Raw genomic sequence first — 19,451 nt, 5'->3', positions numbered from 1 at the left:
TGGCGTCAACGCAGCCGGACGCGAAACGCCGTGACCGCGACGCCAAGCACCGCCGATCCCGCCAGACCCGAAACCAGCAAGCCGGACAGGGCCGCGCTTTTGCCGTCCAGGGCAGTCCATTGCGACAATAGGGGGCCAAGCCATGCGCCGGCCGCGATCGCCAGGCTTGCCGTCAGCGAGGTGGCCATCAACGGGCGACTGATGCTGGCCGGACGCAGGTCAAGGAACACGTTTTGCCGCCTCAGCCACAGCGCGATTATCAGGACGGGCCCGATCGGGGTGATCACCAGCGACAGCGGAATTCCGGTCAGTCCCAGCCAAGGCACCAGGATCCGGAAAAGCACGGCGCGGATCACCATATCCGCGATCGTGGCGACCAGCGCGATGCGCACGACGGGAAGCGTGTCGTCTGCCAGCACCCGGACATACAACATCCGCACGACCAGCGCGCCGAGGGGCGCAACCGCCATCCAGCGTGTCAGTGTCACGACTTCGGCCCGGATTTCGGCGGCTTCGAACGCGCCGTAGCCCAGCACCAGTTCAATGATACCGGGGGCGTTCACCACCACACCCACCGTCACCGGCAACATCAGCGAGATGCCTGCCCAGACCGCAATGTTGAACCGCGCATCCAGTTCCCGGGTCTCTCCTGCGGCGCTGCGCCGCGACAGATCGGCGAAGACGACCAAGGTCAGCGCCATGGCCAGTGTATTGCCCAACAGCGCGCCCAGACGTTGCGAATATTCCAGCATGGCAACCCCGCCGGGGCCGGTCCACGCGGCGAACGCCGTTTCCAGCCACAGCACCACCATTGCGCCGCCCGCAAGCACGACGGCGGCGGCGGCACGCCGTGAGACCGAACCGGAACGGCGGATGCCGGTCTGTATGGGCGCTGTGCGGCTTAGCCGCAGAGCCATCAGAAGAAGCATTCCGGTAACCAGGACCGCCCCGAACGTATAGGCGCCTGCCGCCAGCTCCGCGAGACCGCCTGTGCCCAGAAGAAGGGCCGCCGCCACGGCGGCACGGGGCAATTGCCGCGACGCCGCAGCGCCTCCGAACTGCTCGCGGACATTGCAATAGGCGGCCAGCGCGACAGTAGCGACGGTCGCCGGCAATGCCAGTGACAGAATTCGCATGACGCGCGTCGCCAGTGCCGCGGTTTGGGCATCGAATTGTGGCGCGACCGATGCGACGATCCATGGCGCCCCGGCAATGAAGATCGCAGCCAGTGCCGTGCCCGCCAGCAAGGCACCGCCCCCCGATCGCATGATGATATGCCAGATCCCGGCGCCGGCGGCGGCCTGCGCCGCGATCAGCGGAATGAAAACGGCCACGACGATCTGGTTGAGCGCCTCGGTCACGGCGGTGATCAGGCGCCGCCCCAGAAGGAAGGCGTCGGCCTGCGGACCGACGCCCATGCGGCGCGCAATCAGGTGAGACACCAGAATCGCCAGCAACAATCCCAGAAACTGGCCGGCAAACTGCGCGCTGCCCGAACCCAAGAGAGACTTGCGCCGGGCCTGCGTCATCGCTGTCATCGGATTTATATGCCTGCTTCCTGTCCGGCCAGTTCGGGCTGCCTCGACTCGATTGACCAGGCCACGCGAGGCGGAATGATCACCCTGCCCAGAGCATACCGTTCAATGACAAATGCGTCGACTTCGTTGACGGGCTTGTAGTTGAAAATTCCCGGCGCTCCGGACTGTGTCAACTTTACGCGCGCCCGGCGCAAGGCGCCGGAATGCAGGCGGATCGCCAAATGCCCATCCGATGGCAGGTCAACCCCCCTCACCGACAATGACGACATATCGATGCGATGAACGAGCGACGGCTTGTTCTGCACGATATCAGAAAGATAGATGTCCTTGAACGCCGAGGTCTTCCCGGTGGAAAATCTTTTCGCGAATTTCACCGATTTCTTCCCGATCCGATGCAGGATGGAGCTTCCGATCCGGACCAGCAGCGAAAGCTCGGCTGCAATATTCACCGGACGATTGACAGCCAGATTGTTCATTCGCGCGCGTATCCGCTTGCTGGCGCCGTGACCGAAGCACGCCTGGGTCGGACCGATCAGCCCGGGCCGAACGTCGAACCGCTTCTCGTATCCCTTGATGCGCCGACTCTCGATCGCCGCGATCTCGGGGCGCACGGGGCGCGGTCCGCAGATATTCATGTCGCCACGAATGATATTCACAAGCTGCGGAAGCTCGTCCAGCCGGACCTCGCGCAGAATCTTTCCAAGTCGAGTTTCGATATTCGCATCGGCGGGCAGGGTGCGATCTGCGGTGATCGCCCGCGCGCGCTTCGGGCACAGGGTCCGGAACTTGATGATCTGGAACGGGCGTTGATTCTTTCCCATCCGCGGCCCGAAATAAAGGATATTCGGACCCTGGGTTATCAAGAGCAGGAAGGCCAGAAGTAGAATTGTCGGGCTGAGTGCAACCAGAAGGAGGGTCGCAACGGCAACATTATAGAGGCGATAACCAAACGGCCACGTATCGCGAAAGCCAATCACGGAACTCATAATAACCTCGATACCGCTAAATTTTTATCTTTCTGATCTTGCAGGCTGGGAGGGCGCTAAGTCAACTCCACGTGAACGGCTGAAACCCGCTTTCTTGCTACCCGAGGACCGCGAAAAAGCGCCGATCAGCGCAGGCCTCTCCTCTTCCAGAAAGAGATGGACAAGGATTTCGGAAATTAAAATATTCATTCAGTTAGGGATAGGTGAAATTCAGGCAACGGTCTTGGGTGGACGGCGCCAGTAGCGTCGTCCATTTCGTGGCAGAAAAGTTTCTGGCAAGGCAAGTGCCGGAGGCTCTTCTTTAAGATTAATTTAAAAACATATTTCCTCCGTGGGTTGAGGTAATCCCAAGCAAATGCAGTTGCTGATTCGCTCGACCCTGGGCCACGACCGGCATCACCCCCGGGATTGTCGATTCTGCCAACCGCAAGTTGAAGCCGTGACCCGGGCGTTTCGAAAAAGTTGGTCACGCCGTTCATCGGTTCCCAAGACGTCGCTGCGCCCTGTGCGCCAATCTGCGAGTTGGTGACGTTGACCGAGCCTGTCGCATCTTCTGGATTTCGCTATGAAAGGGCAAACAGGAGGGCGCAGCATGAACCGCAAGAAGGTCACATTGGCCGAGGTCGCGCGGGTGGCGGGCGTTTCACGGGCGACGGTCTCGCTGGTGGTGCGGAAATCGCCGCTGGTCGCCGATCATACGCGCGAAAAGGTCGAGAAGGTCATGGCCGATCTCGACTATGTCCGCGATATCGGGGCCGCGAGGCTGCGCAACAACAGCAGCCGCACCGTGGGTGTCATCGTGCCGAACCTCGTCAATTCCTTCTTCACCGAATTCCTGTCGGGGGTCGAACAGGTCATGGGCGAGGATGACAGGGTCGTTCTTCTGGCCAACAGCCAGGACGATCCGGTGCGTCAGAACGACATCCTGCAGAGGTTTCGGGGTCATGGCGTCGATGGCGTGATCCTGTGTCCGGCCGAAGGCACCGATCCGGATCTGCCTTTGCGCCTGCGGCATCGCGGCGTGCCCGTGGTGCAGGCCTTGCGGGAGGTCGGCGAAGGGATCACGGATTATGCCGGCGCGGACTACCTCGAGGGCGTGCGCCTGGCGATCCGGCACCTGGTCGGCGGGGGACATCACCGGATAGCCTTTCTGTCGGTGGCCGCGCAGACATCGGCGCGAGAAGAGCGTCTGCGCGGTTTTACGGCCGCGCTTGGCGAAACCGGGGCCTCGTCGGCGGGGATCGTCGAAGCCGAACTGACCTGGGAAGGGGCCGCGCAATCGGCGGCGGCGATGCTGGCGCTGAAGACCAGGCCGACGGCAGTGCTGTGTTTCAACGACGTGCTGGCGGCGGGTCTGATGCTGGGCCTGCGCCGCGCGGGGTGCGAACCGGGCCGCGATCTCGCGGTGGTGGGGCTGGACGATCTGCCTCTGGCCCGGTTGACCTATCCACCCTTGACCAGCGTTGCCATGCAGCCGGACTGCATTGGTGTCAGGGCCGGCCACTTGCTGGCCCGCCGCCTGGCCCAGGCGGATGCGCCGGTTCAGCGGTCCGTGATTCTGCCGAGGCTGATGATAAGAGGAAGCAGCCATCGTGATTGACTTTCCTCCGCACGGATTTTAGATCGTTCTAAACAATGGGAAGCGGCACATCGGCAGGGGAGAGCAGATGTATCAGTTCAACTTCCAGCCCGTCTTCGAGAACCTCGACCTGCTGCTTTACGGGGCGCTGCTGACGGTGCGTTTGTCGCTGGCGGCGATGGTGCTGGGGCTGGCCGTGTCGGTGATGGGTGCGGTTGGCAAGACATCCGGCATCCGGCCGCTGCGCTGGCTCATCGACGTCTATGTCGAGGTCATTCGCAACACGCCCTTCCTTGTCCAGATCTTCTTCATCTTCTTCGGCCTGCCGGCCATCGGCATCAGCATGTCGCCCAACACCGCGGCGCTGGTCGCCCTGGTCATCAATGTCGGTGCCTACGGGACCGAGATCATTCGCGCCGGCATCGAATCGATCCCGCGCGGCCAGATCGAGGCGGGCCGGGCCCTGGGCCTGACCCCGGTGCAGATCTTCAGGTATGTGGTGGTAAAGCCGGCGCTGCGGAACATTTATCCCTCTCTGACCAGCCAATTCATCTACCTGATGCTGACCTCCAGCGTGGTCTCGGTCATCTCGGCCAATGATCTGGCCTCGGCGGGGGCCGATCTGAACGCGCGGACCTTCGCAAGTTTCGAGATCTATCTGGTTCTGACGGTCATGTATTTTCTGCTGGCCCTTGGCTTTTCGACGCTGTTTGCCACGATCCGCCGCGTGTTCTTCACCTATCCTGCGAGCCGCTGATGATCCGCGAATTCTCGGCCTCTGACATCCTGTTCATCGCCTCGGCGGCACGCTGGACCCTGATCCTTTCGGCCATTGCGTTTCTTGGCGGCGCCATCGGCGGGCTGGGCATCGCGCTGGCCCGGACATCGGGCGGCACGCTGCTTCGGCGCGTCGCTGCCGGATTCATCCAGATCTTCCAGGGCACACCGTTGCTGATGCAGTTGTTTCTGGTCTATTTCGGGCTGGCCGTCGTGGGGCTGCCGATCAATCCGCTGCTGGCAGCCGCTGTCGCGCTGACCTTTCACGCCAGTGCCTATCTGGGCGAGATCTGGCGCGGCGCCATCGAGGCCGTGCCCTCGGGTCAGACCGAGGCATCGATGGCGCTGTCGCTGTCCTACACCGACAGGATGCGCCATGTCGTGCTGCCGCAGGCGATGCGGCTGGCGGTGGCGCCGACGGTCGGCTTTCTGGTGCAGCTGATCAAGGGAACCTCGCTGGCCTCGATCATCGGCTTTACCGAACTGACCCGCGCCGGTCAGATCATCAACAACGCCACCTTCAAGCCATTTCTGGTGTTTGGCACGGTGGCCGCGCTTTATTTCATCCTGTGCTGGCCGCTGTCGCTGCTGGCGCGCAGGCTCGAGGCGCGGATGCGCCGTGCCGTCACCCGCTAAACCCATCTCGTCACGGAGGAGAAACTTATGAAACTGACCCGTCGTCTGTTCACGACCCTTGCCGCCTCGGCGCTGGCTGCCGGGCTGGCGCTGCCCGCAACTGCCGCCGATCTGGCCGCCATCGAGAAGGCCGGCACCATCAAGATCGGCATGCTGGTCGATTTTCCGCCCTTCGGCATCCAGGACGCCTCGGGCAATCCCGATGGCTATGATGCCGATGTCGCCAAGGCGCTGGCAAGATATCTGGGCGTCGCGCCACAGATCGTGCCGGTGACGGGGCCGAACCGCATCCCCTACCTGCTGTCGGGGCAGGTCGATGTGCTGGTCGCCTCGCTCGGCATTACCGAAGAACGCGCGCGGAAAGTCGATTTCTCCAAGCCCTATGCCGGGATCAGCATCGCGGTCTATGGTGATAGCGGGCTTGAGGTCAGCGACGCGTCCGGTCTGGCAGGCCAGTCGATCGCCGTCGCCCGCGCCTCGACCCAGGACAGCGGCGTGACCGCCATCGCGCCCGATGGCACGGATATCCGCCGCTTCGACGACGACGCGACAGCGGTCCAGGCGCTGATGTCGGGTCAGGTCAAGTTGATCGGCGTGTCGAACGTGGTCATGTCGCAGATCGGCAAGGCCACCGGCGATCGGTTCAACAAGAAGTTCGACCTGTCCAGTCAGGTGCAGGGGATCGCCGTGGCGCCCGGATCGGACGCGCTGTTGGAAAAGGTGAATGCCTTCGTCGATCAGGCGACGACCGACGGCACGCTGGACAAGATCCACGAGAAATGGCTGGGCGAGCCGCTGCCCGACTTCGTGAAGCAAGCCCAGTAAGTCAGGCGCCGCCCGGCCGGATGCGGCCGGGCGTTCCGCGAAGGGAAAAGGATCATGACCGAAAACGCCATCACCATGCGGGGCGTCAACAAGTATTACGGCGGATTTCACGCCCTTGTCGATGTAGACCTGACGGTCAGGCGGGGCGAGCGGATTGTCATATGCGGCCCGTCCGGGTCGGGCAAATCCACGCTGATCCGAACGATCAATCAATTGGAGCCGATCGAATCCGGTTCGATCGTCGTGGACGGGGTGGAACTGAAAGCGGGCGGCGACAATGTCGCGAAGATCCGGCGCGATGTCGGCATGGTCTTCCAGTCCTTCAACCTGTTCCCGCACATGACGGTCCTGGAAAACTGCATGCTGGCGCCGATGAAGACGCGCAAGGTGACCCGCGCCGAAGCCGAGGCGACGGCGCGGCAATATCTGGATCGGGTGAAAATCCCCGAACAGGCCGAGAAATATCCCGCCCAGTTGTCCGGCGGGCAGCAGCAGCGCGTGGCGATCGCGCGGGCATTGTGCATGAAACCGCGGATCATGCTGTTTGACGAACCGACCAGCGCGCTGGATCCGGAAATGGTCAATGAGGTGCTGGAGACGATGATCGACCTGGCGCGGGACGGGATGACCATGCTGTGTGTCACGCATGAGATGGAATTCGCTCGCGCCGTCGCCGACCGGGTGATCTTCATGGACAAGGGCGTCATCGTCGAGGAAAACGCGCCCAATGAATTCTTCGGCAATCCACAGAACGAACGCTTGCAGACCTTCCTGGGCCAGATCGCATGAGCCGCCCCCCCGTTCTGGCGCTGGCCGATCTGAAGCCGCAGGACATGGCCGAAAGGCTGCGCGCGGATTACGATGTCGTGCACGACATCGACGTGGCGGGCGATGCCGAAATCGTCCTGACGGCAGGCAATATCGGGCTGTCGGCCACGCAGATGGCGAAATTGCCCCGTCTGCGCCTGATCGCGGTGAACGGGGTCGGAGTCGATGCTGTCGATCTGACCGAGGCGCAGCGCCGCGGCATTGCCGTGACGACCACGCCCGACGTGCTGTCGCTGGCCGTGGCCGAGATGGCGCTGGCGCTGGCGTTGGCCTGCGGTCGGCGCATCGCCGAGGGCGATCGCTTCCTGCGCGCCGGAACCTGGGCTGCGGGTGCCAAGCTTGCGCTTGGCAGCTCCGTGCTGGAACGCCGGGCCGGGATCCTGGGCTATGGGCGGATCGGGCGCAGGCTGGCCGATCTGCTGCGCGGAATGGGGATGCAGGTTTTCTATACCGCACGCGCGGAAAAGCCCGGCGCGCCCGATACCTTTCGCCCTGACGCGCGGCAGTTGGCGCGCGATTGCGATGTCCTGTTCGTGACGGCGGCGGGGGGCGCCGGGACGCGCGGTCTGGTCGATGCCGACGTGCTGGCGGCGCTTGGATCCGAAGGGATCGTCGTCAATGTCGCGCGCGGCCCGGTCGTGGATGCCGAGACGCTGGCGCGGGCATTGTCCGAAAGGGTCATTGCCGGGGCGGGACTGGATGTCTTCGACGACGAGCCATGCGTGCCGCGGGCGCTGCTGGGCGCGCCGAATTGTGTGCTGACGCCGCATGTCGGCTCGGCCACCGCCGAGGCGCGGCGCGCGATGGCGCAACTGGTGCTGGACAACATCCCGCCCATGTCGCCGGCCGGCCGCTGCCGACGCCATACGCGACATGACCATGCGCTCTCTCTGCATCGGAGGGCCGCTGGTCGAATACTCGGCGTGTCCGGATGCGCCCTCGACCTTCGACCCGCGCGCGGGCGGAGACACGTTGAACACCGCGATCCATCTTGCGCGGCCAAGCGCGCGGGATCAGGTCCGCTATCCGTCCTGCCTGGGCGCCCTTTTCCCGGAACAGAGGGCAACAGCATGACGGTATCCGCTTTCGACGTGGCCTCGGCCGCCGAACTTCTTCTGAAGGCACGCGGGCAGGGGTCACCCGTTGCCGTCACGGCGCCCGAACCGGCCGATCGCACGGCGGCCCGCCAGGTGCAAGAGGCGGTGATGGCAGGGCTTTGCGATCCCGGCGGCGTCTGGAAGATGGCGCTGCTTGGCGGCGTCACCCGCGAGGCCGCGATTCTGCCGCGCGCCTTGTTGCACGAAACCGGGACCAGGCCGATCCTGCCCGGCCATGCCGCGATCGAGGTCGAAACGGCGCTGATCCTCGACCGTGATCCCGGCCCAAGGCCGACGCTCGACGCCATTGCCGAAATTCGTCTGGCGTTCGAGTTCGTCGCCTCGCGTCTCCGGGGGAACTGCGCACCTCTCTGGAAGATGGCCGACAGTTTCAGCTCGGCCGGCATCGTGATGGGTGAACCGATCGGCGGCTGGCGCGACGGGCTGCCCGATCGGCTTGGCATTGCGCTGACGATTGACGGCCTTCCGGCTGCCGCAACCGAGACGCCGGCCCCGATTTCGGATGCGCTGGATTTTCTGGGCTGGCTATCAAGACACGCCGCAGCGCAGGGACGAAGGTTGAAACAGGGCGACGTGATCATCACGGGCGCCCGCATCGGGCCCGTTCCATTGGCCGGAGCATCGCGGGCACGCGCCGTTGCGCTGGGCGCTTCGGTAAGTCTTGGTTGACGAGGTCAGCAGGGACAAGGCCAGCGGAAAGTCCGGCTGCGCCATCCGGTCACTTCTCGCGATGCAAATGACGATTCGGCGCCTGCGATAGGGGGATTCCACGTAAAAAATATTCATAAATCAATTATTTTAATGGTTTGGGAGAAGGAAGGCCGCTTCATCCCACGCCCTGTCCGCCGCGCGCCCTCGGTCTGTTCCGATGAAACGGGCCGGGAACGGTCGCGCCGCCGACCGCTATTGGTCCTGCGGCATGAGGCCGATGCATTCCTGCGTCGCGGCGTCCACCGCGTCGCGGGAATACGGCATGGGGACATAGTTCCCGGCGGCCCAGAGCGGGGCCAGGTCGTCGTAGTGGCTCTGGCCCGGCACGCCGGATTGCCCCGGTGCGTTGATCCAGACGCTGTTGTCCCATTGTCCCACATCCAGAACCATACGCACCGACGCACCATTGCTGACCCGGAAATCGGATGCCTCGTAGTGACCCATCATGACGGTTGTGCTGCTGCCGCCGGTGGCGAGTGGGCCGACATCATGTGTGGCGCCCAGGGGTGTCAGCGCGTGGTCGAAATAGCCGTTGTGCAAGTCGCCCCAACGCCATTGTGTCACATCCCTGCCAAAGATTGACCGCGTGTCGTCCCATGCCGCAGCAAGAGTATCCGAAAGGATCTGGCCATGCCCGGGATCGTCTTGCAGCATCCGCGCAAGCGTGGGGATATTGCCGGGCGCCAGATATTTGCGCAGTTCCGGATCGGGGGCGAACTTTTCCAGCATCGCGGGACGAAGATGGCGGGAAAGCCAGATCTCGTAGAGCAGGGCAGCGGCACTGTCCGCCGTCGCGTGGCCGTCCCAGCCACGCAGAAGATCGGCAGCCGGGCCGTCGGGCAGCAGCGCGATCAGCGCCATCGCGATGGCCGAGAAAGTGTCGGTCTGCAATGCGCAATTGCCCGCGATGTCCCGTGCGCGGTCCGCAGAGATCACCTCGGCGATACGATCCGCGCGGCCGTCCTCGAACCACTCGAAGCCGATCGGATGCGCGTCATGGTCCCAACTCGCCGGCAGGTTCATCTCATTGGCGGAATGGACGAAGCCGCTGACAGGATTCTCGACTGCGGGAAGATCGGCGGCGGTCATGTAGCCCTGCCATTCATGCGCGCCATCGCCGGAAACGGGCATCAAGCCACGCCAGCCGGTGCGCCTTGGCACATAGGCGGCGGGCTGCCAGCAGATGTCGCCCGCACAATCGGCATAGATCATGTTGACCGACGGCGCACCCCAGGTGGTCAGCGCCTCGCGGAAGGCCGGCATCGTCGTCGCACGCATGGATTTGAGGCTTGCCATGTAGGGCGCGGTGCCGGGATCGGTGAACACCGTCCGGATGGCGACGGCGGTGCCGCCCTCGTTGAAGACGACCGGCCCGTGCCGGGTGAAAAGAAGTGGCAGCGTCTGGTCCGCACAGCCCTTGACCGCGAAGATTTCGTCGACGCGTGACATCTTTTCGGTCCCCTCGCCGTATCGGTAGGCGGTTCCCGCATCGTCGGTCCGGTATATCATCACATCCTCCTGGTCGGCGCAGAAGATCGTGAGGCTGAAGGCGGCGCTGCCGTTGTGGCCGGCCATGATGCCCGGGGATGAGGGTTCGCCCGCCCCGATGAGGTCGAGGTCCGGCGCGCTCAGATGCACCATGTAGCGCAGCGACGGCGCGGCATGAAGTCTGTGCGGATCGCTTGCCATGATGGCGCGGCCCGTATCGGTCCGTGCTGGGGCGATGGCCCAGTTGTTCGATCCCTCCATTGACGGTGCGCGCCTGACGGCCCTGCGAGCATCGACGGAGGACCACAGGGGCGCGTCCTGCAGCGGGGCGTTCAAGCGGTCTTCGCTGAACGTGACGGGGGCGGTGGCCAGTTCATAGACGGCAAGCGCATCGGCGGGCAGGGCCGCGTCATCGGCCTTGTCCCATTCCTCCCGGGGCACGGACGGGGACAGTGGCACACGCAGAAGGTCGGTCGCGGGGTCGGCCAGTCCGTGCACCTGCATCCGCGCCAGTTCCGACGCGGCGTTGCGCATGAGGCAATGGGTGCGGATGCGCACCACATCCTCGGGCGCCCAATAGGCGGGCCTGGTGCCGAGGCGTTCGAACTCGGGCGGAAGGGGCAGGGTGCCGTCGTCCACCAGATCGACGGCAGCATTGATGCCTTGCGCGAAGGCGGTGCAAATCCGTTCCGCGTCATCGCCATATGCGGCCCATTCCGGCGCCATGTCGCCGCGATACAGGAACAGGCGCGCCGCCCGGTCCTGCATCAGATAGCCGGGGCCAAAGTCGGCGGCCAGCAGACCCAGCCCGCGCTTGCGCCACAGGTCGATCTGCCACAAGCGGTCCCGCGCGGCATTGAAGCCCTGCACGAAGAAGGCGTCGCGCGTGCTTCGCGCGCGAATATGCGCCAGGCCCCAGCGGTCGATGGAGATGCTGGCAGGGGCCGAAAGGCCGGGGAGGGTGAGGTCCAATCGTCTTCTCCTTCAGAAGCGGCTGATGGCGCGGGCGGCCTGCTGGCCGGGGGGGACGACACGCTGCACGAAATCGGCGGGCGTCCATTCCGCCAGCGAGCCCGCGATGTGTATCGCCGCGACCGGATCGCCATTTGCGTCCATGATGGGAAAGCCGGCGGCGATTTCGCCCGACAGGATCTGGCTGATGGCCAGCGCATATCCGTCCGCGCGGGTCTGGGCGATCCGGGCCATGATCTCGTCCACGTCCGTGATCGTATGGGGCGTGAAGGGACGCCGGTCCGACGCCTCGACGATGGCCCGCGCACGATCCGGCGACAGGCGCGACAGCATGGCCCACCCGCCCGAGGTGCAGAAACTCGGCACGCTGTGGCCCACCAGCGTGGCGTTCAGGGTCTGGCGTTTGGTTTGCAGACGGATGGCGTAGATCACGCGGGCATTGTCGAACAGCGACAGGTCCACCCGTTCGCGCACCGCTGTGCGCAGTTCCTGCAAGACCGGCGTCGCCAGCCGCACCAGCGGGTCGAGCCGCAGATAGTCCAGCGTATGATCCAGCAGGCGTATTCCCGGCAGGAATCCGTTTCCGTCGGAATCGCGGCGAATGTAGCCCAGCACGCGAAGGGTATGGATCATGCGCTGCGCCGCCGAGCGGTCGATCCCGGCGCGCTCGGCGACCTGGGTCAGCGTCAGCGGGCCATCCGCGTGGTGAAAGGCCGACAGCACCGTCATCGCCTTTTCCACCGACTGCACGAACAGCGCGCTGGCCCGCGCCGCGTCGGTCAGGTCGCGCCGTCCGGGTTCTGCCCGCGTCGTATTTCTGGGCATGTGCTATCCTTCGTGACGGCGCTGTTGACTTGACGTAAGGCCAGCTTCTACAATTTCTATACGATGCAGTTGTATTGCTTGGCAATACTTAGGTCCTTGCGGACCGATCGCGGGGAATCGAAGGGATTGGGCATGTCGAGGCGCGTGGCGCTGGCCGGTTTTCTTCATGAAACCAACACGTTCGCACCGACGAAGGCGCGGATGTCGGATTTCGTGCAGGGCGGTGGATACATGCCGATGGCGCGCGGGCAGGCGGTGATCGACCAGTCGCGCGGTATCAATCTGGGGATTGGTGGCGCGGTCGAATTCGGCGAATCGGCGGGCTGGGACATGGTGCCCGTGCTGTGGGCCGGAGCGATCCCGTCGGCGCATGTTTCGCGCGACGCCTATGAAAGCATCACCGAAGAGATCATTTCGGGCATCCATGCCGCCGGGCCGCTGGACGGCATCTTTCTTGACCTGCACGGCGCGATGGTGGCCGAGCACGAGGACGATGGCGAGGGACGGCTGCTGGCCCGGCTGCGTGCGGCGGTGGGTGACGTGCCCATCGCCGCCGCGCTGGATCTGCATGGCAACATCACCGCTCGGATGGTCGAGGCGGCGGATATGCTGGTGGGCTTTCGCACCTATCCGCATGTGGACATGGCCCGGACCGGGCATCGGGCGGCGGCGCAACTGGATCGCCTGATGGCCGGCACGAGACCTGCGAAGGCATTCCGCCGCCTGCCTTTCCTGGTGCCTATCGCCTGGCAAAGCACGCGCGGCCAGCCCGGAAGGGATATCTACGATCTGGTCGCAAAGACCGAATGCAGCGACGTCACCAGCACCTCCTTCTTCTTCGGTTTTCCCGCCGCGGATTTCCCGGGCTGCGGCCCGACGGTGATCTGCTATGGCGAAACACAGGCCCCGGCCGATGCTGCGGCCGACCGGATCGAACGGGCGGTGCGCGACGCCGAGCCGGCGCTGGCCGGGCAGACATTCGACCCCGACGAAGGTGTGATCGAGGCCATGCGGATCGCGGCGGACGCGCGCCGCCCCGTGATCATTGCCGACACGCAGGACAATCCCGGCGCCGGGGGCGACAGCAACACGACGGGAATGCTGCGCGCGCTTGTCCGGCAGGGGGCAAAGCGCGCCGCCCTTGGCCTTCTGGTAGATCCAGGGGCGGCCGCCGCCGCCCATGCGGCTGGCGAAGGGACAGAAATCGACCTCGCGCTTGGCGGCTTTTCCGGGATCCAGGGCGATGCGCCCTATGAAGCGCGTTTCGCCGTGGAAAAGCTGTCGGAGGGCAAGCTGATCGCATCCGGCCCCTTCTATGGCGGCGCACCGCTGGATCTCGGCCCCTCTGCCTGCCTGCGCGTTGACGATGTTCGCGTGGTCGTCACCAGCCACAAGGCCCAGATGGCGGATCGCGAGATGTACCGCTTCGTCGGGATCGAACCCGAGACACAGGCGATCCTGGTGAACAAGAGCTCGGTCCATTTTCGCGCCGATTTCGACCATATCGCCGAGACGATCCTGACCTGCACCGCCCCCGGACCGATGCCGCTGAGCCCGGCAAGCCTGCCCTTCCGGCGACTGGCGCCCGGAATGCGGCTGGAACCGCTGGGCGAGGCGTTCAGGCCGCAGGATTCACCATGAACCGACAACCGCGTCACACAAGGCAATAAAGCCGGGCGCATTTTCATCAACCACGGGAGGTTACGGATGAAGCACTTCAATCTGAAAGGGACGCGGGCGCTGCTGCTCAGTGTCACGCTGGCGGGATCGGCCCTGTTGGCGGGCGGCGTGGACGCGCAGACGCTGCGGGCGGTCATGCATTCGGACCTGCGGGTGCTGGACCCGATCCTGACCACGGCCTACATGAGCCGCAACCACGGTTACATGATCTTCGACACGCTTTTCGCGCTTGACGCCAATCTGGAACCGCAGCCTCAGATGGTGAAGGATTACGAGGTCTCCGAGGACGAGCTGACCTATACCTTCACCCTGCGCGACGGGCTGAAATTTCATGATGGCGCGGATGTGACGGGCGCGGACGTCGCAGCCTCGATCAAGCGTTGGGGCGAGCGCGACGGAATGGGCCAGGTGCTGATGTCCTTCGTGGACAGCATGGAACAGGGCGCAGAGCCAAACCAGTTCGTCCTCACGCTGAAAGAGCCTTACGGGCTGGTGATCGAAAGCCTTGCCAAGCCTTCGTCGAACGTGCCCTTCATCATGCCCGCGCGGCTGGCCGAGACGCCGTCGACCGAACCGATCCCGGAACAGATCGGATCCGGCCCCTTCAAATGGGTGGCGGACGAATACCAGCCCGGCGTGCGCGCGGTCTATGAGAAGAACGAGGATTATGTCCCGCGCGACGAGCCGCCAAGCGCCGCCGCGGGGGGCAAGGTGGTCAAGGTGGACCGCGTCGAATGGGTGGTGATGGCCGACGACCAGACGGCGCTCAACGCGCTGCAGGCGGGCGAGATCGACTTCTGGGAACAGCCCCCCTCCGACCTGTTGCCGATCCTTGAGGCCAATCCGGATCTGACGGTCAAGAACCTCAATGCGCTGGGATTCCAGACGATCATGCGGCCCAACACGCTGAATCCGCCGATGGACGATCCTCGGATCCGCCGGGCCGCCATTGCGGCGGTGAACCAGAAAGACGTCCTGGATGCGCTGGTCGGGACGCCTGACCTCTACAAGATCTGCGGTGCCATGTTCGTCTGCGACACGCCGCTGGCCACCGACGTGGGGTCCGAAACGCTTGTGCAGGGCAATGGCATGGACAAGGCCAAGGCGCTGCTGAAAGAGGCCGGATATGACGGCACGCCAATTGTCATCATGCAGCCGACGGACGTCGCATCGCTACGCTCGCAGCCCATCGTCGTCGCACAGGCGATGCGGGATGCGGGATTCACCGTCGATCTGCAGGCGATGGACTGGCAGACCCTGGTGGGCAAGCGCGCAAGCCAGGCGCCCATCTCTGAAGGCGGGTGGCACATGTTCATGACCAACTGGGTGGGCGCCGACGTGTTCAATCCGCTGGTCAACAACATGGTCAATGGCAAGGGCAAGGACGGCGGCTGGTTCGGCTGGCCGGACGTGCCCAAGCTTGAAGAGTTGCGTACAGCCTATGCGACCGCACCCACGCTGGAGGAACAGCAGAAGCTGGCCGCGGAGATCCAGAAAATCGCCTATGACGAAGGCATCTACGCCCCGATCGGCCAGTATTTCGTGCCTACGGCCTGGTCCAACAGCCTCGACGGCGTCCTGGACGCGCCCGCGCCGCTGTTCTGGAGTATTACCAAGAACTGACGCCGCGCGCGGCCCCCGCTGGCGGGGCCGCGCTTCCGTTCGAAAGGCACCGCCGCCATGATCTTCTACATTCTCCGGCGTATTCTGGCCGCAATCCCGGTGATGGGATTCGTCGCGCTGTTCGTGTTTTTGCTGCTGCGCCTGACGCCGGGCGATCCCGCGGCGATCATCGCCGGAGACACCGCCACCCCCGCGCAGCTGGAGGCGATCCGCGAATCGCTGGGATTGAACGAGCCCGTTCTGGTGCAGTTCTTCGCCTGGATCGGGCAGCTTCTGCGGGGCGATTTCGGCACCTCGATCCTGTCGGGCAAGCCGGTGATCCAGCTGATTGCGGACCGGATGGAACCGACCATCAGCCTGGCGCTGACCACGATCATCCTGTCTGTGATCATTGCCGTCCCGCTGGGCGTCATTGCCGCATGGAAACAGGGCACGCTGATCGACCGCTTCGTGATGCTGCTGTCGGTGCTGGGTTTCTCGGTTCCGGTCTTCGTGATCGGCTATCTGATGATCTCGCTTTTCTCTATTCAGCTGGGCTGGTTCCCGGTGCAGGGATTCAAGCCGATCGGGGACGGTGTCGGGGCCTTCTTTCATCGCATTGCCCTGCCGACCTTCACCCTGACGCTGCTCTATATCGCGCTGATCGCGCGGATCACGCGGACCTCGATGCTGGAAATCCTCGGCGACGATTATGTCCGCACCGCCCGCGCCAAGGGCCTGCCGGAGCGCAAGGTGCTGATGCGCCATGCGCTGCGCAACTGCTCGGTTCCGATCATCACCGTCATCGGGATCGGTTTCGCTCTGATCATCTCGGGCGTGGTGGTGACGGAATCGGTGTTCAACCTGCCCGGGCTGGGCCGGCTCACCGTGGATGCGGTCCTGAGCCGAGATTATCCGGTGATCCAGGCGGTGATCCTGCTCGCCTCGCTGGTCTATGTCGTCATCAACCTGCTGATCGACATCGCCTATGTGCTGCTTGACCCAAGGATCCGCTACGCATGACCGATCACTCCGCCGCCGCCCTCGTTCCGGTCCGCGTCTCTCCGCTGGGCCGCGCGCGAGAGATCGTGTTCTCCAGTCCGATGGTGATGCTTGCCACGGTGATCCTGGTGCTGATCGTTCTGTCCGCGATCCTCGCGCCCTGGATCGTGCCGCATGATCCGGTGCGCCTTGCGCCCGCCGCCCGGCTGAAGCCGCCGGGCGGAGAATTCTGGCTGGGCACCGACGCCTTCGGGCGCGATCTGTTCTCGCGCATCATCTATGGGGGGCGGATTTCGCTGGTGGTGGGCGTCGCGGCGGCGATCATCGCGGTGGCGCTGGGGCTGTTGCTGGGTCTGCTCGCGGGCTATCTGCGCTGGATCGACGCGGTGCTGATGCGGATGGTGGACGGACTGATGGCGATCCCATCCATTCTTCTGGCCATCGCCATCGTCTCGCTGTGGGGGGCGGGTATCTGGACGGTTCTGGTGGCGATCACCATCCCCGAAGTGCCGCGCGTGGTGCGGCTGGTGCGCTCCATCGTGCTGTCTGCGCGCGAGGAACCCTATGTCGAGGCCGCCATCGCCGCGGGATCTTCGACCGGGCTGATCATGCGCCGGCATCTGGTGCCGAACACCATCGCGCCGCTGATCATCCAGGGCACCTATATCTGCGCCAGTGCGATCCTGACCGAAGCGATCCTCAGCTTCCTGGGGGCGGGGATCAACCCCGAGACGCCAAGCTGGGGAAACATCATGGCGGAAGGGCGGATCTATTTCCAGATCAACCCCGGTATCGTCCTGTGGCCCGGACTGGCGGTTTCGGTGGCGATCCTGTCGATCAATCTTCTGGGCGATGCGGTGCGCGACGCGCTTGACCCGCGAATGGCCAAGCGGGGGATCGAACGATGAGCCTTCTGGAAATCTCGGGCCTCAGGATCGCGCTGAACGGCGATGCGGATCAACAGGTGGTCAAGGGCCTCGATCTCAGCATCGAGCCGGGACAGACGATGTGCCTCGTCGGCGAATCCGGGTCGGGCAAGTCGCTGACGGCGCTGGCCACGATGGGCCTGCTGCCGTCCGCGCTGAAGATCATCGACGGGTCGATCAGGCTGCAAGGCGAGGAATTGACCACCGCCCGGCCGTCGCGGATGCGCAATCTGCGCGCCACGGTGATGTCGATGATCTTTCAGGAACCGATGACCGCGCTTAACCCGGTGGCCCGCGTCGGCCAGCAGATCGAGGAGGTGCTGGAATTCCATTCGGACCTGTCGCAATCGCGCCGCAAGTCCCGCGTCAAGGAGATGATGGAGGCGGTGCACCTGCCCGATGTCGACAAGATGTATCGCAGCTTTCCCCATCAGCTTTCCGGCGGGCAGCGTCAGCGGATCATGATCGCGATGGCGCTGGTGATGCGGCCGCAACTGCTGATCGCGGATGAGCCGACGACGGCGCTGGACGTGACGACGCAGGCGCAGATCCTCAGCCTGATCGGCGAATTGCGCGAAAAGCAGGGATCATCGGTCCTGTTCATCACCCATGACATGGGCGTCGTATCGGAAATCGCCGATGACGTGACGGTCCTGAAACTTGGCGAGGTGATGGAGACCCAAAGCGTCGAGAACCTGCTGCGCCATCCGCAGACGGATTACAGCCGCGATCTGTTGCGCTCGGTCCCCAGCCAGGTGCCGCGCCCGGCGCGTGATGCGGTGTCGGACCGGGTGGTGCTGGAGACGCGCGACCTGAGCAAGACCTATGGCGGCGCTGGCTGGTTCGGCCGTGGCCGCGAGGTGAAGGCGGTGCAGGACGTGTCCATCAGCGTCACGAAGGGCCGGACCCTGGGGATCGTGGGCGAGAGCGGGTCGGGAAAATCGACCGTGGCACGCTGCATCATGCGGCTGATCGACCCGAGTTCGGGCGCGATCATGGTGGGCGGGCGCGACATTGCCACGCTGTCGCAGAAAGAGCTGAAACCGCAGCGCAAGAAAATCCAGATCGTGTTCCAGGATCCCATGCGGTCGCTGAATCCGCGGATCGAGATCGGGCAGTCGATCATCGAGGGCCCGCTGAATTTCGGCATGCCGCGCGACAAGGCGATCCAGCGCGCGCGCGAATTGCTGACGCTCGTGGGTCTGCCCGCCAGCGCCGTGGACCGCTTTCCGCATCAGTTCTCGGGCGGCCAGCGTCAGCGGATCGCCATCGCCCGCGCGCTTGCGATGGATCCGGATGTGCTGGTGGCTGACGAGGCGGTGTCGGCGCTGGACGTGTCCGTGCAGGCGCAGGTGCTGGACCTGCTGGCCGAACTGCAGCAGCGGCTGGGTCTGGGTATCCTTTTCATCACCCATGACCTCGGTGTGGCGGCCCAGATCTGCGATGACGTGCTGGTCATGCAACATGGCCGCGCGGTCGAATACGGTCCCGCAGCCGAGGTGCTGGGCAATCCGAAACAGGACTACACCAAGGCGCTGATCCAGGCCGCGCCGGGCCGCCATTGGGATTTCGCCAATTTCCGCCCCTTCGCCGAGGCGGCCGAATAAGGAGACGATATCATGACCATCCTGCCCATCATCGAGGACAGCGCGAGCGAGCTGACCGCGATCTTCAAGGACCTGCACGCCCACCCCGAGATCGGGTTCACAGAACATCGCACGGCCGGTGTCGTGGCGGACAAGCTGCGCGAATACGGCGTGGACGAAATCCATACCGGCATCGCCGGCACCGGCGTCGTGGGTATCGTCAAGGGCAGCCGCGAGGGCCAGCGCCGCATCGGCCTGCGCGCCGACATGGACGCGCTGCCGATTCACGAATTGACGAACCTGCCCTATGCGTCCCGGACTGCCGGCGTCATGCATGCCTGCGGCCATGACAGCCACACCACGATGCTGCTG

16 protein-coding genes are annotated in these 19,451 nt (G+C 64.5%); 12 read left to right on the top strand and 4 right to left on the bottom strand.

Annotation, left to right across the window (positions count from 1 at the left end):
• Positions 1–5: 5 nt before the first annotated feature.
• Complete coding sequence (locus B4A72_RS02870) at positions 6–1,538, bottom strand: lipid II flippase MurJ (RefSeq protein WP_292957193.1); 1,533 nt, start codon at positions 1,536–1,538, stop codon at positions 6–8.
• Positions 1,539–1,543: 5 nt separating this feature from the next.
• On the bottom strand, positions 1,544–2,524 hold the full coding sequence (locus B4A72_RS02865; protein ID WP_292957196.1) for a sugar transferase: 981 nt from the start codon (positions 2,522–2,524) through the stop codon (positions 1,544–1,546).
• Positions 2,525–3,116: 592 nt separating this feature from the next.
• On the opposite strand from B4A72_RS02865, the gene B4A72_RS02860 reads away from it, so the two are divergent.
• The 6 genes from B4A72_RS02860 (at position 3,117) to B4A72_RS02835 (ending at position 8,956) form a co-directional block, all read left to right on the top strand.
• On the top strand, positions 3,117–4,124 hold the full coding sequence (locus B4A72_RS02860) for a LacI family DNA-binding transcriptional regulator (RefSeq protein ID WP_292957199.1): 1,008 nt from the start codon (positions 3,117–3,119) through the stop codon (positions 4,122–4,124).
• 67 nt (positions 4,125–4,191) lie between these two features.
• Positions 4,192–4,860 (top strand): amino acid ABC transporter permease, encoded by a 669-nt coding sequence (locus B4A72_RS02855; protein ID WP_292957201.1) that lies wholly within the window; start codon positions 4,192–4,194, stop codon positions 4,858–4,860.
• Between the two features lie 2 nt (positions 4,861–4,862).
• Positions 4,863–5,516, top strand: a complete 654-nt coding sequence (locus tag B4A72_RS02850) for an amino acid ABC transporter permease (RefSeq protein ID WP_348670817.1) — start codon at positions 4,863–4,865, stop codon at positions 5,514–5,516.
• 27 nt (positions 5,517–5,543) lie between these two features.
• Positions 5,544–6,341 carry a transporter substrate-binding domain-containing protein gene (locus B4A72_RS02845; RefSeq protein WP_292957207.1) on the top strand — a complete coding sequence of 266 codons (798 nt, stop codon included), beginning with the start codon at positions 5,544–5,546 and terminating at the stop codon, positions 6,339–6,341.
• A 54-nt stretch (positions 6,342–6,395) separates the two neighbouring features.
• Positions 6,396–7,130 carry an amino acid ABC transporter ATP-binding protein gene (locus B4A72_RS02840; RefSeq protein WP_292957210.1) on the top strand — a complete coding sequence of 245 codons (735 nt, stop codon included), beginning with the start codon at positions 6,396–6,398 and terminating at the stop codon, positions 7,128–7,130.
• Positions 7,127–8,956, top strand: coding sequence for an NAD(P)-dependent oxidoreductase (locus B4A72_RS02835; protein ID WP_292978062.1), 1,830 nt, complete (start codon positions 7,127–7,129; stop codon positions 8,954–8,956). Before B4A72_RS02840 ends, B4A72_RS02835 begins: the two co-directional genes overlap by 4 nt.
• A 234-nt stretch (positions 8,957–9,190) precedes the next feature.
• On the opposite strand, the gene B4A72_RS02830 is transcribed toward B4A72_RS02835, so the two are convergent.
• Together B4A72_RS02830 and B4A72_RS02825 are read right to left on the bottom strand one after the other, a co-directional pair.
• The gene (locus tag B4A72_RS02830; protein WP_292957216.1) at positions 9,191–11,458 is read right to left on the bottom strand and encodes a penicillin acylase family protein; all 2,268 of its coding nucleotides are present in this window, start codon (positions 11,456–11,458) and stop codon (positions 9,191–9,193) included.
• 12 nt (positions 11,459–11,470) lie between these two features.
• Positions 11,471–12,283, bottom strand: a complete 813-nt coding sequence (locus B4A72_RS02825) for an IclR family transcriptional regulator (RefSeq protein ID WP_292957219.1) — start codon at positions 12,281–12,283, stop codon at positions 11,471–11,473.
• Between the two features lie 132 nt (positions 12,284–12,415).
• On the opposite strand from B4A72_RS02825, the gene B4A72_RS02820 reads away from it, so the two are divergent.
• From B4A72_RS02820 to B4A72_RS02795, 6 genes are all read left to right on the top strand, one after another.
• Positions 12,416–13,924, top strand: coding sequence for a M81 family metallopeptidase (locus tag B4A72_RS02820; RefSeq protein WP_292957221.1), 1,509 nt, complete (start codon positions 12,416–12,418; stop codon positions 13,922–13,924).
• 66 nt (positions 13,925–13,990) lie between these two features.
• Positions 13,991–15,586, top strand: a complete 1,596-nt coding sequence (locus B4A72_RS02815) for an ABC transporter substrate-binding protein (protein ID WP_292978061.1) — start codon at positions 13,991–13,993, stop codon at positions 15,584–15,586.
• 57 nt (positions 15,587–15,643) lie between these two features.
• Positions 15,644–16,588: an ABC transporter permease gene (locus B4A72_RS02810; protein WP_292957227.1), complete on the top strand. Its 945-nt coding sequence runs from the start codon at positions 15,644–15,646 to the stop codon at positions 16,586–16,588.
• On the top strand, positions 16,585–17,475 hold the full coding sequence (locus B4A72_RS02805; RefSeq protein WP_292957230.1) for an ABC transporter permease: 891 nt from the start codon (positions 16,585–16,587) through the stop codon (positions 17,473–17,475). The genes B4A72_RS02810 and B4A72_RS02805 overlap by 4 nt, the downstream gene beginning before the upstream one ends.
• A complete protein-coding gene (locus B4A72_RS02800) occupies positions 17,472–19,100 on the top strand; it encodes an ABC transporter ATP-binding protein (protein WP_292978060.1) in 1,629 nt (542 codons plus the stop codon). The genes B4A72_RS02805 and B4A72_RS02800 overlap by 4 nt, the downstream gene beginning before the upstream one ends.
• A 12-nt stretch (positions 19,101–19,112) precedes the next feature.
• Positions 19,113–19,451: M20/M25/M40 family metallo-hydrolase (locus B4A72_RS02795; protein ID WP_292978059.1), on the top strand; the 339-nt coding region annotated here is incomplete at its 3' end.

Origin of the sequence: Paracoccus sp. UBA5162, assembly GCF_002413585.1 — a bacterium.
GTDB lineage: Bacteria > Pseudomonadota > Alphaproteobacteria > Rhodobacterales > Rhodobacteraceae > Paracoccus.
Note: the sequence above shows the minus strand (reverse complement) of the source record. Positions and strands in the feature narration are given on the sequence as shown.

What these genes read in the sequence shown, in the direction of transcription:
- B4A72_RS02805 (WP_292957230.1), top strand. Translation starts at nt 16,585, where the DNA reads ATGACCGATCACTCCGCCGCCGCCCTCGTTCCGGTCCGCGTCTCTCCG.
- B4A72_RS02815 (WP_292978061.1), top strand. Translation starts at nt 13,991, where the DNA reads ATGAAGCACTTCAATCTGAAAGGGACGCGGGCGCTGCTGCTCAGTGTC.
- B4A72_RS02870 (WP_292957193.1), bottom strand. Translation starts at nt 1,538, where the DNA reads ATGACAGCGATGACGCAGGCCCGGCGCAAGTCTCTCTTGGGTTCGGGC.
- B4A72_RS02810 (WP_292957227.1), top strand. Translation starts at nt 15,644, where the DNA reads ATGATCTTCTACATTCTCCGGCGTATTCTGGCCGCAATCCCGGTGATG.
- B4A72_RS02840 (WP_292957210.1), top strand. Translation starts at nt 6,396, where the DNA reads ATGACCGAAAACGCCATCACCATGCGGGGCGTCAACAAGTATTACGGC.
- B4A72_RS02825 (WP_292957219.1), bottom strand. Translation starts at nt 12,283, where the DNA reads ATGCCCAGAAATACGACGCGGGCAGAACCCGGACGGCGCGACCTGACC.
- B4A72_RS02820 (WP_292957221.1), top strand. Translation starts at nt 12,416, where the DNA reads ATGTCGAGGCGCGTGGCGCTGGCCGGTTTTCTTCATGAAACCAACACG.
- B4A72_RS02800 (WP_292978060.1), top strand. Translation starts at nt 17,472, where the DNA reads ATGAGCCTTCTGGAAATCTCGGGCCTCAGGATCGCGCTGAACGGCGAT.
- B4A72_RS02865 (WP_292957196.1), bottom strand. Translation starts at nt 2,524, where the DNA reads ATGAGTTCCGTGATTGGCTTTCGCGATACGTGGCCGTTTGGTTATCGC.
- B4A72_RS02835 (WP_292978062.1), top strand. Translation starts at nt 7,127, where the DNA reads ATGAGCCGCCCCCCCGTTCTGGCGCTGGCCGATCTGAAGCCGCAGGAC.
- B4A72_RS02860 (WP_292957199.1), top strand. Translation starts at nt 3,117, where the DNA reads ATGAACCGCAAGAAGGTCACATTGGCCGAGGTCGCGCGGGTGGCGGGC.
- B4A72_RS02845 (WP_292957207.1), top strand. Translation starts at nt 5,544, where the DNA reads ATGAAACTGACCCGTCGTCTGTTCACGACCCTTGCCGCCTCGGCGCTG.
- B4A72_RS02855 (WP_292957201.1), top strand. Translation starts at nt 4,192, where the DNA reads ATGTATCAGTTCAACTTCCAGCCCGTCTTCGAGAACCTCGACCTGCTG.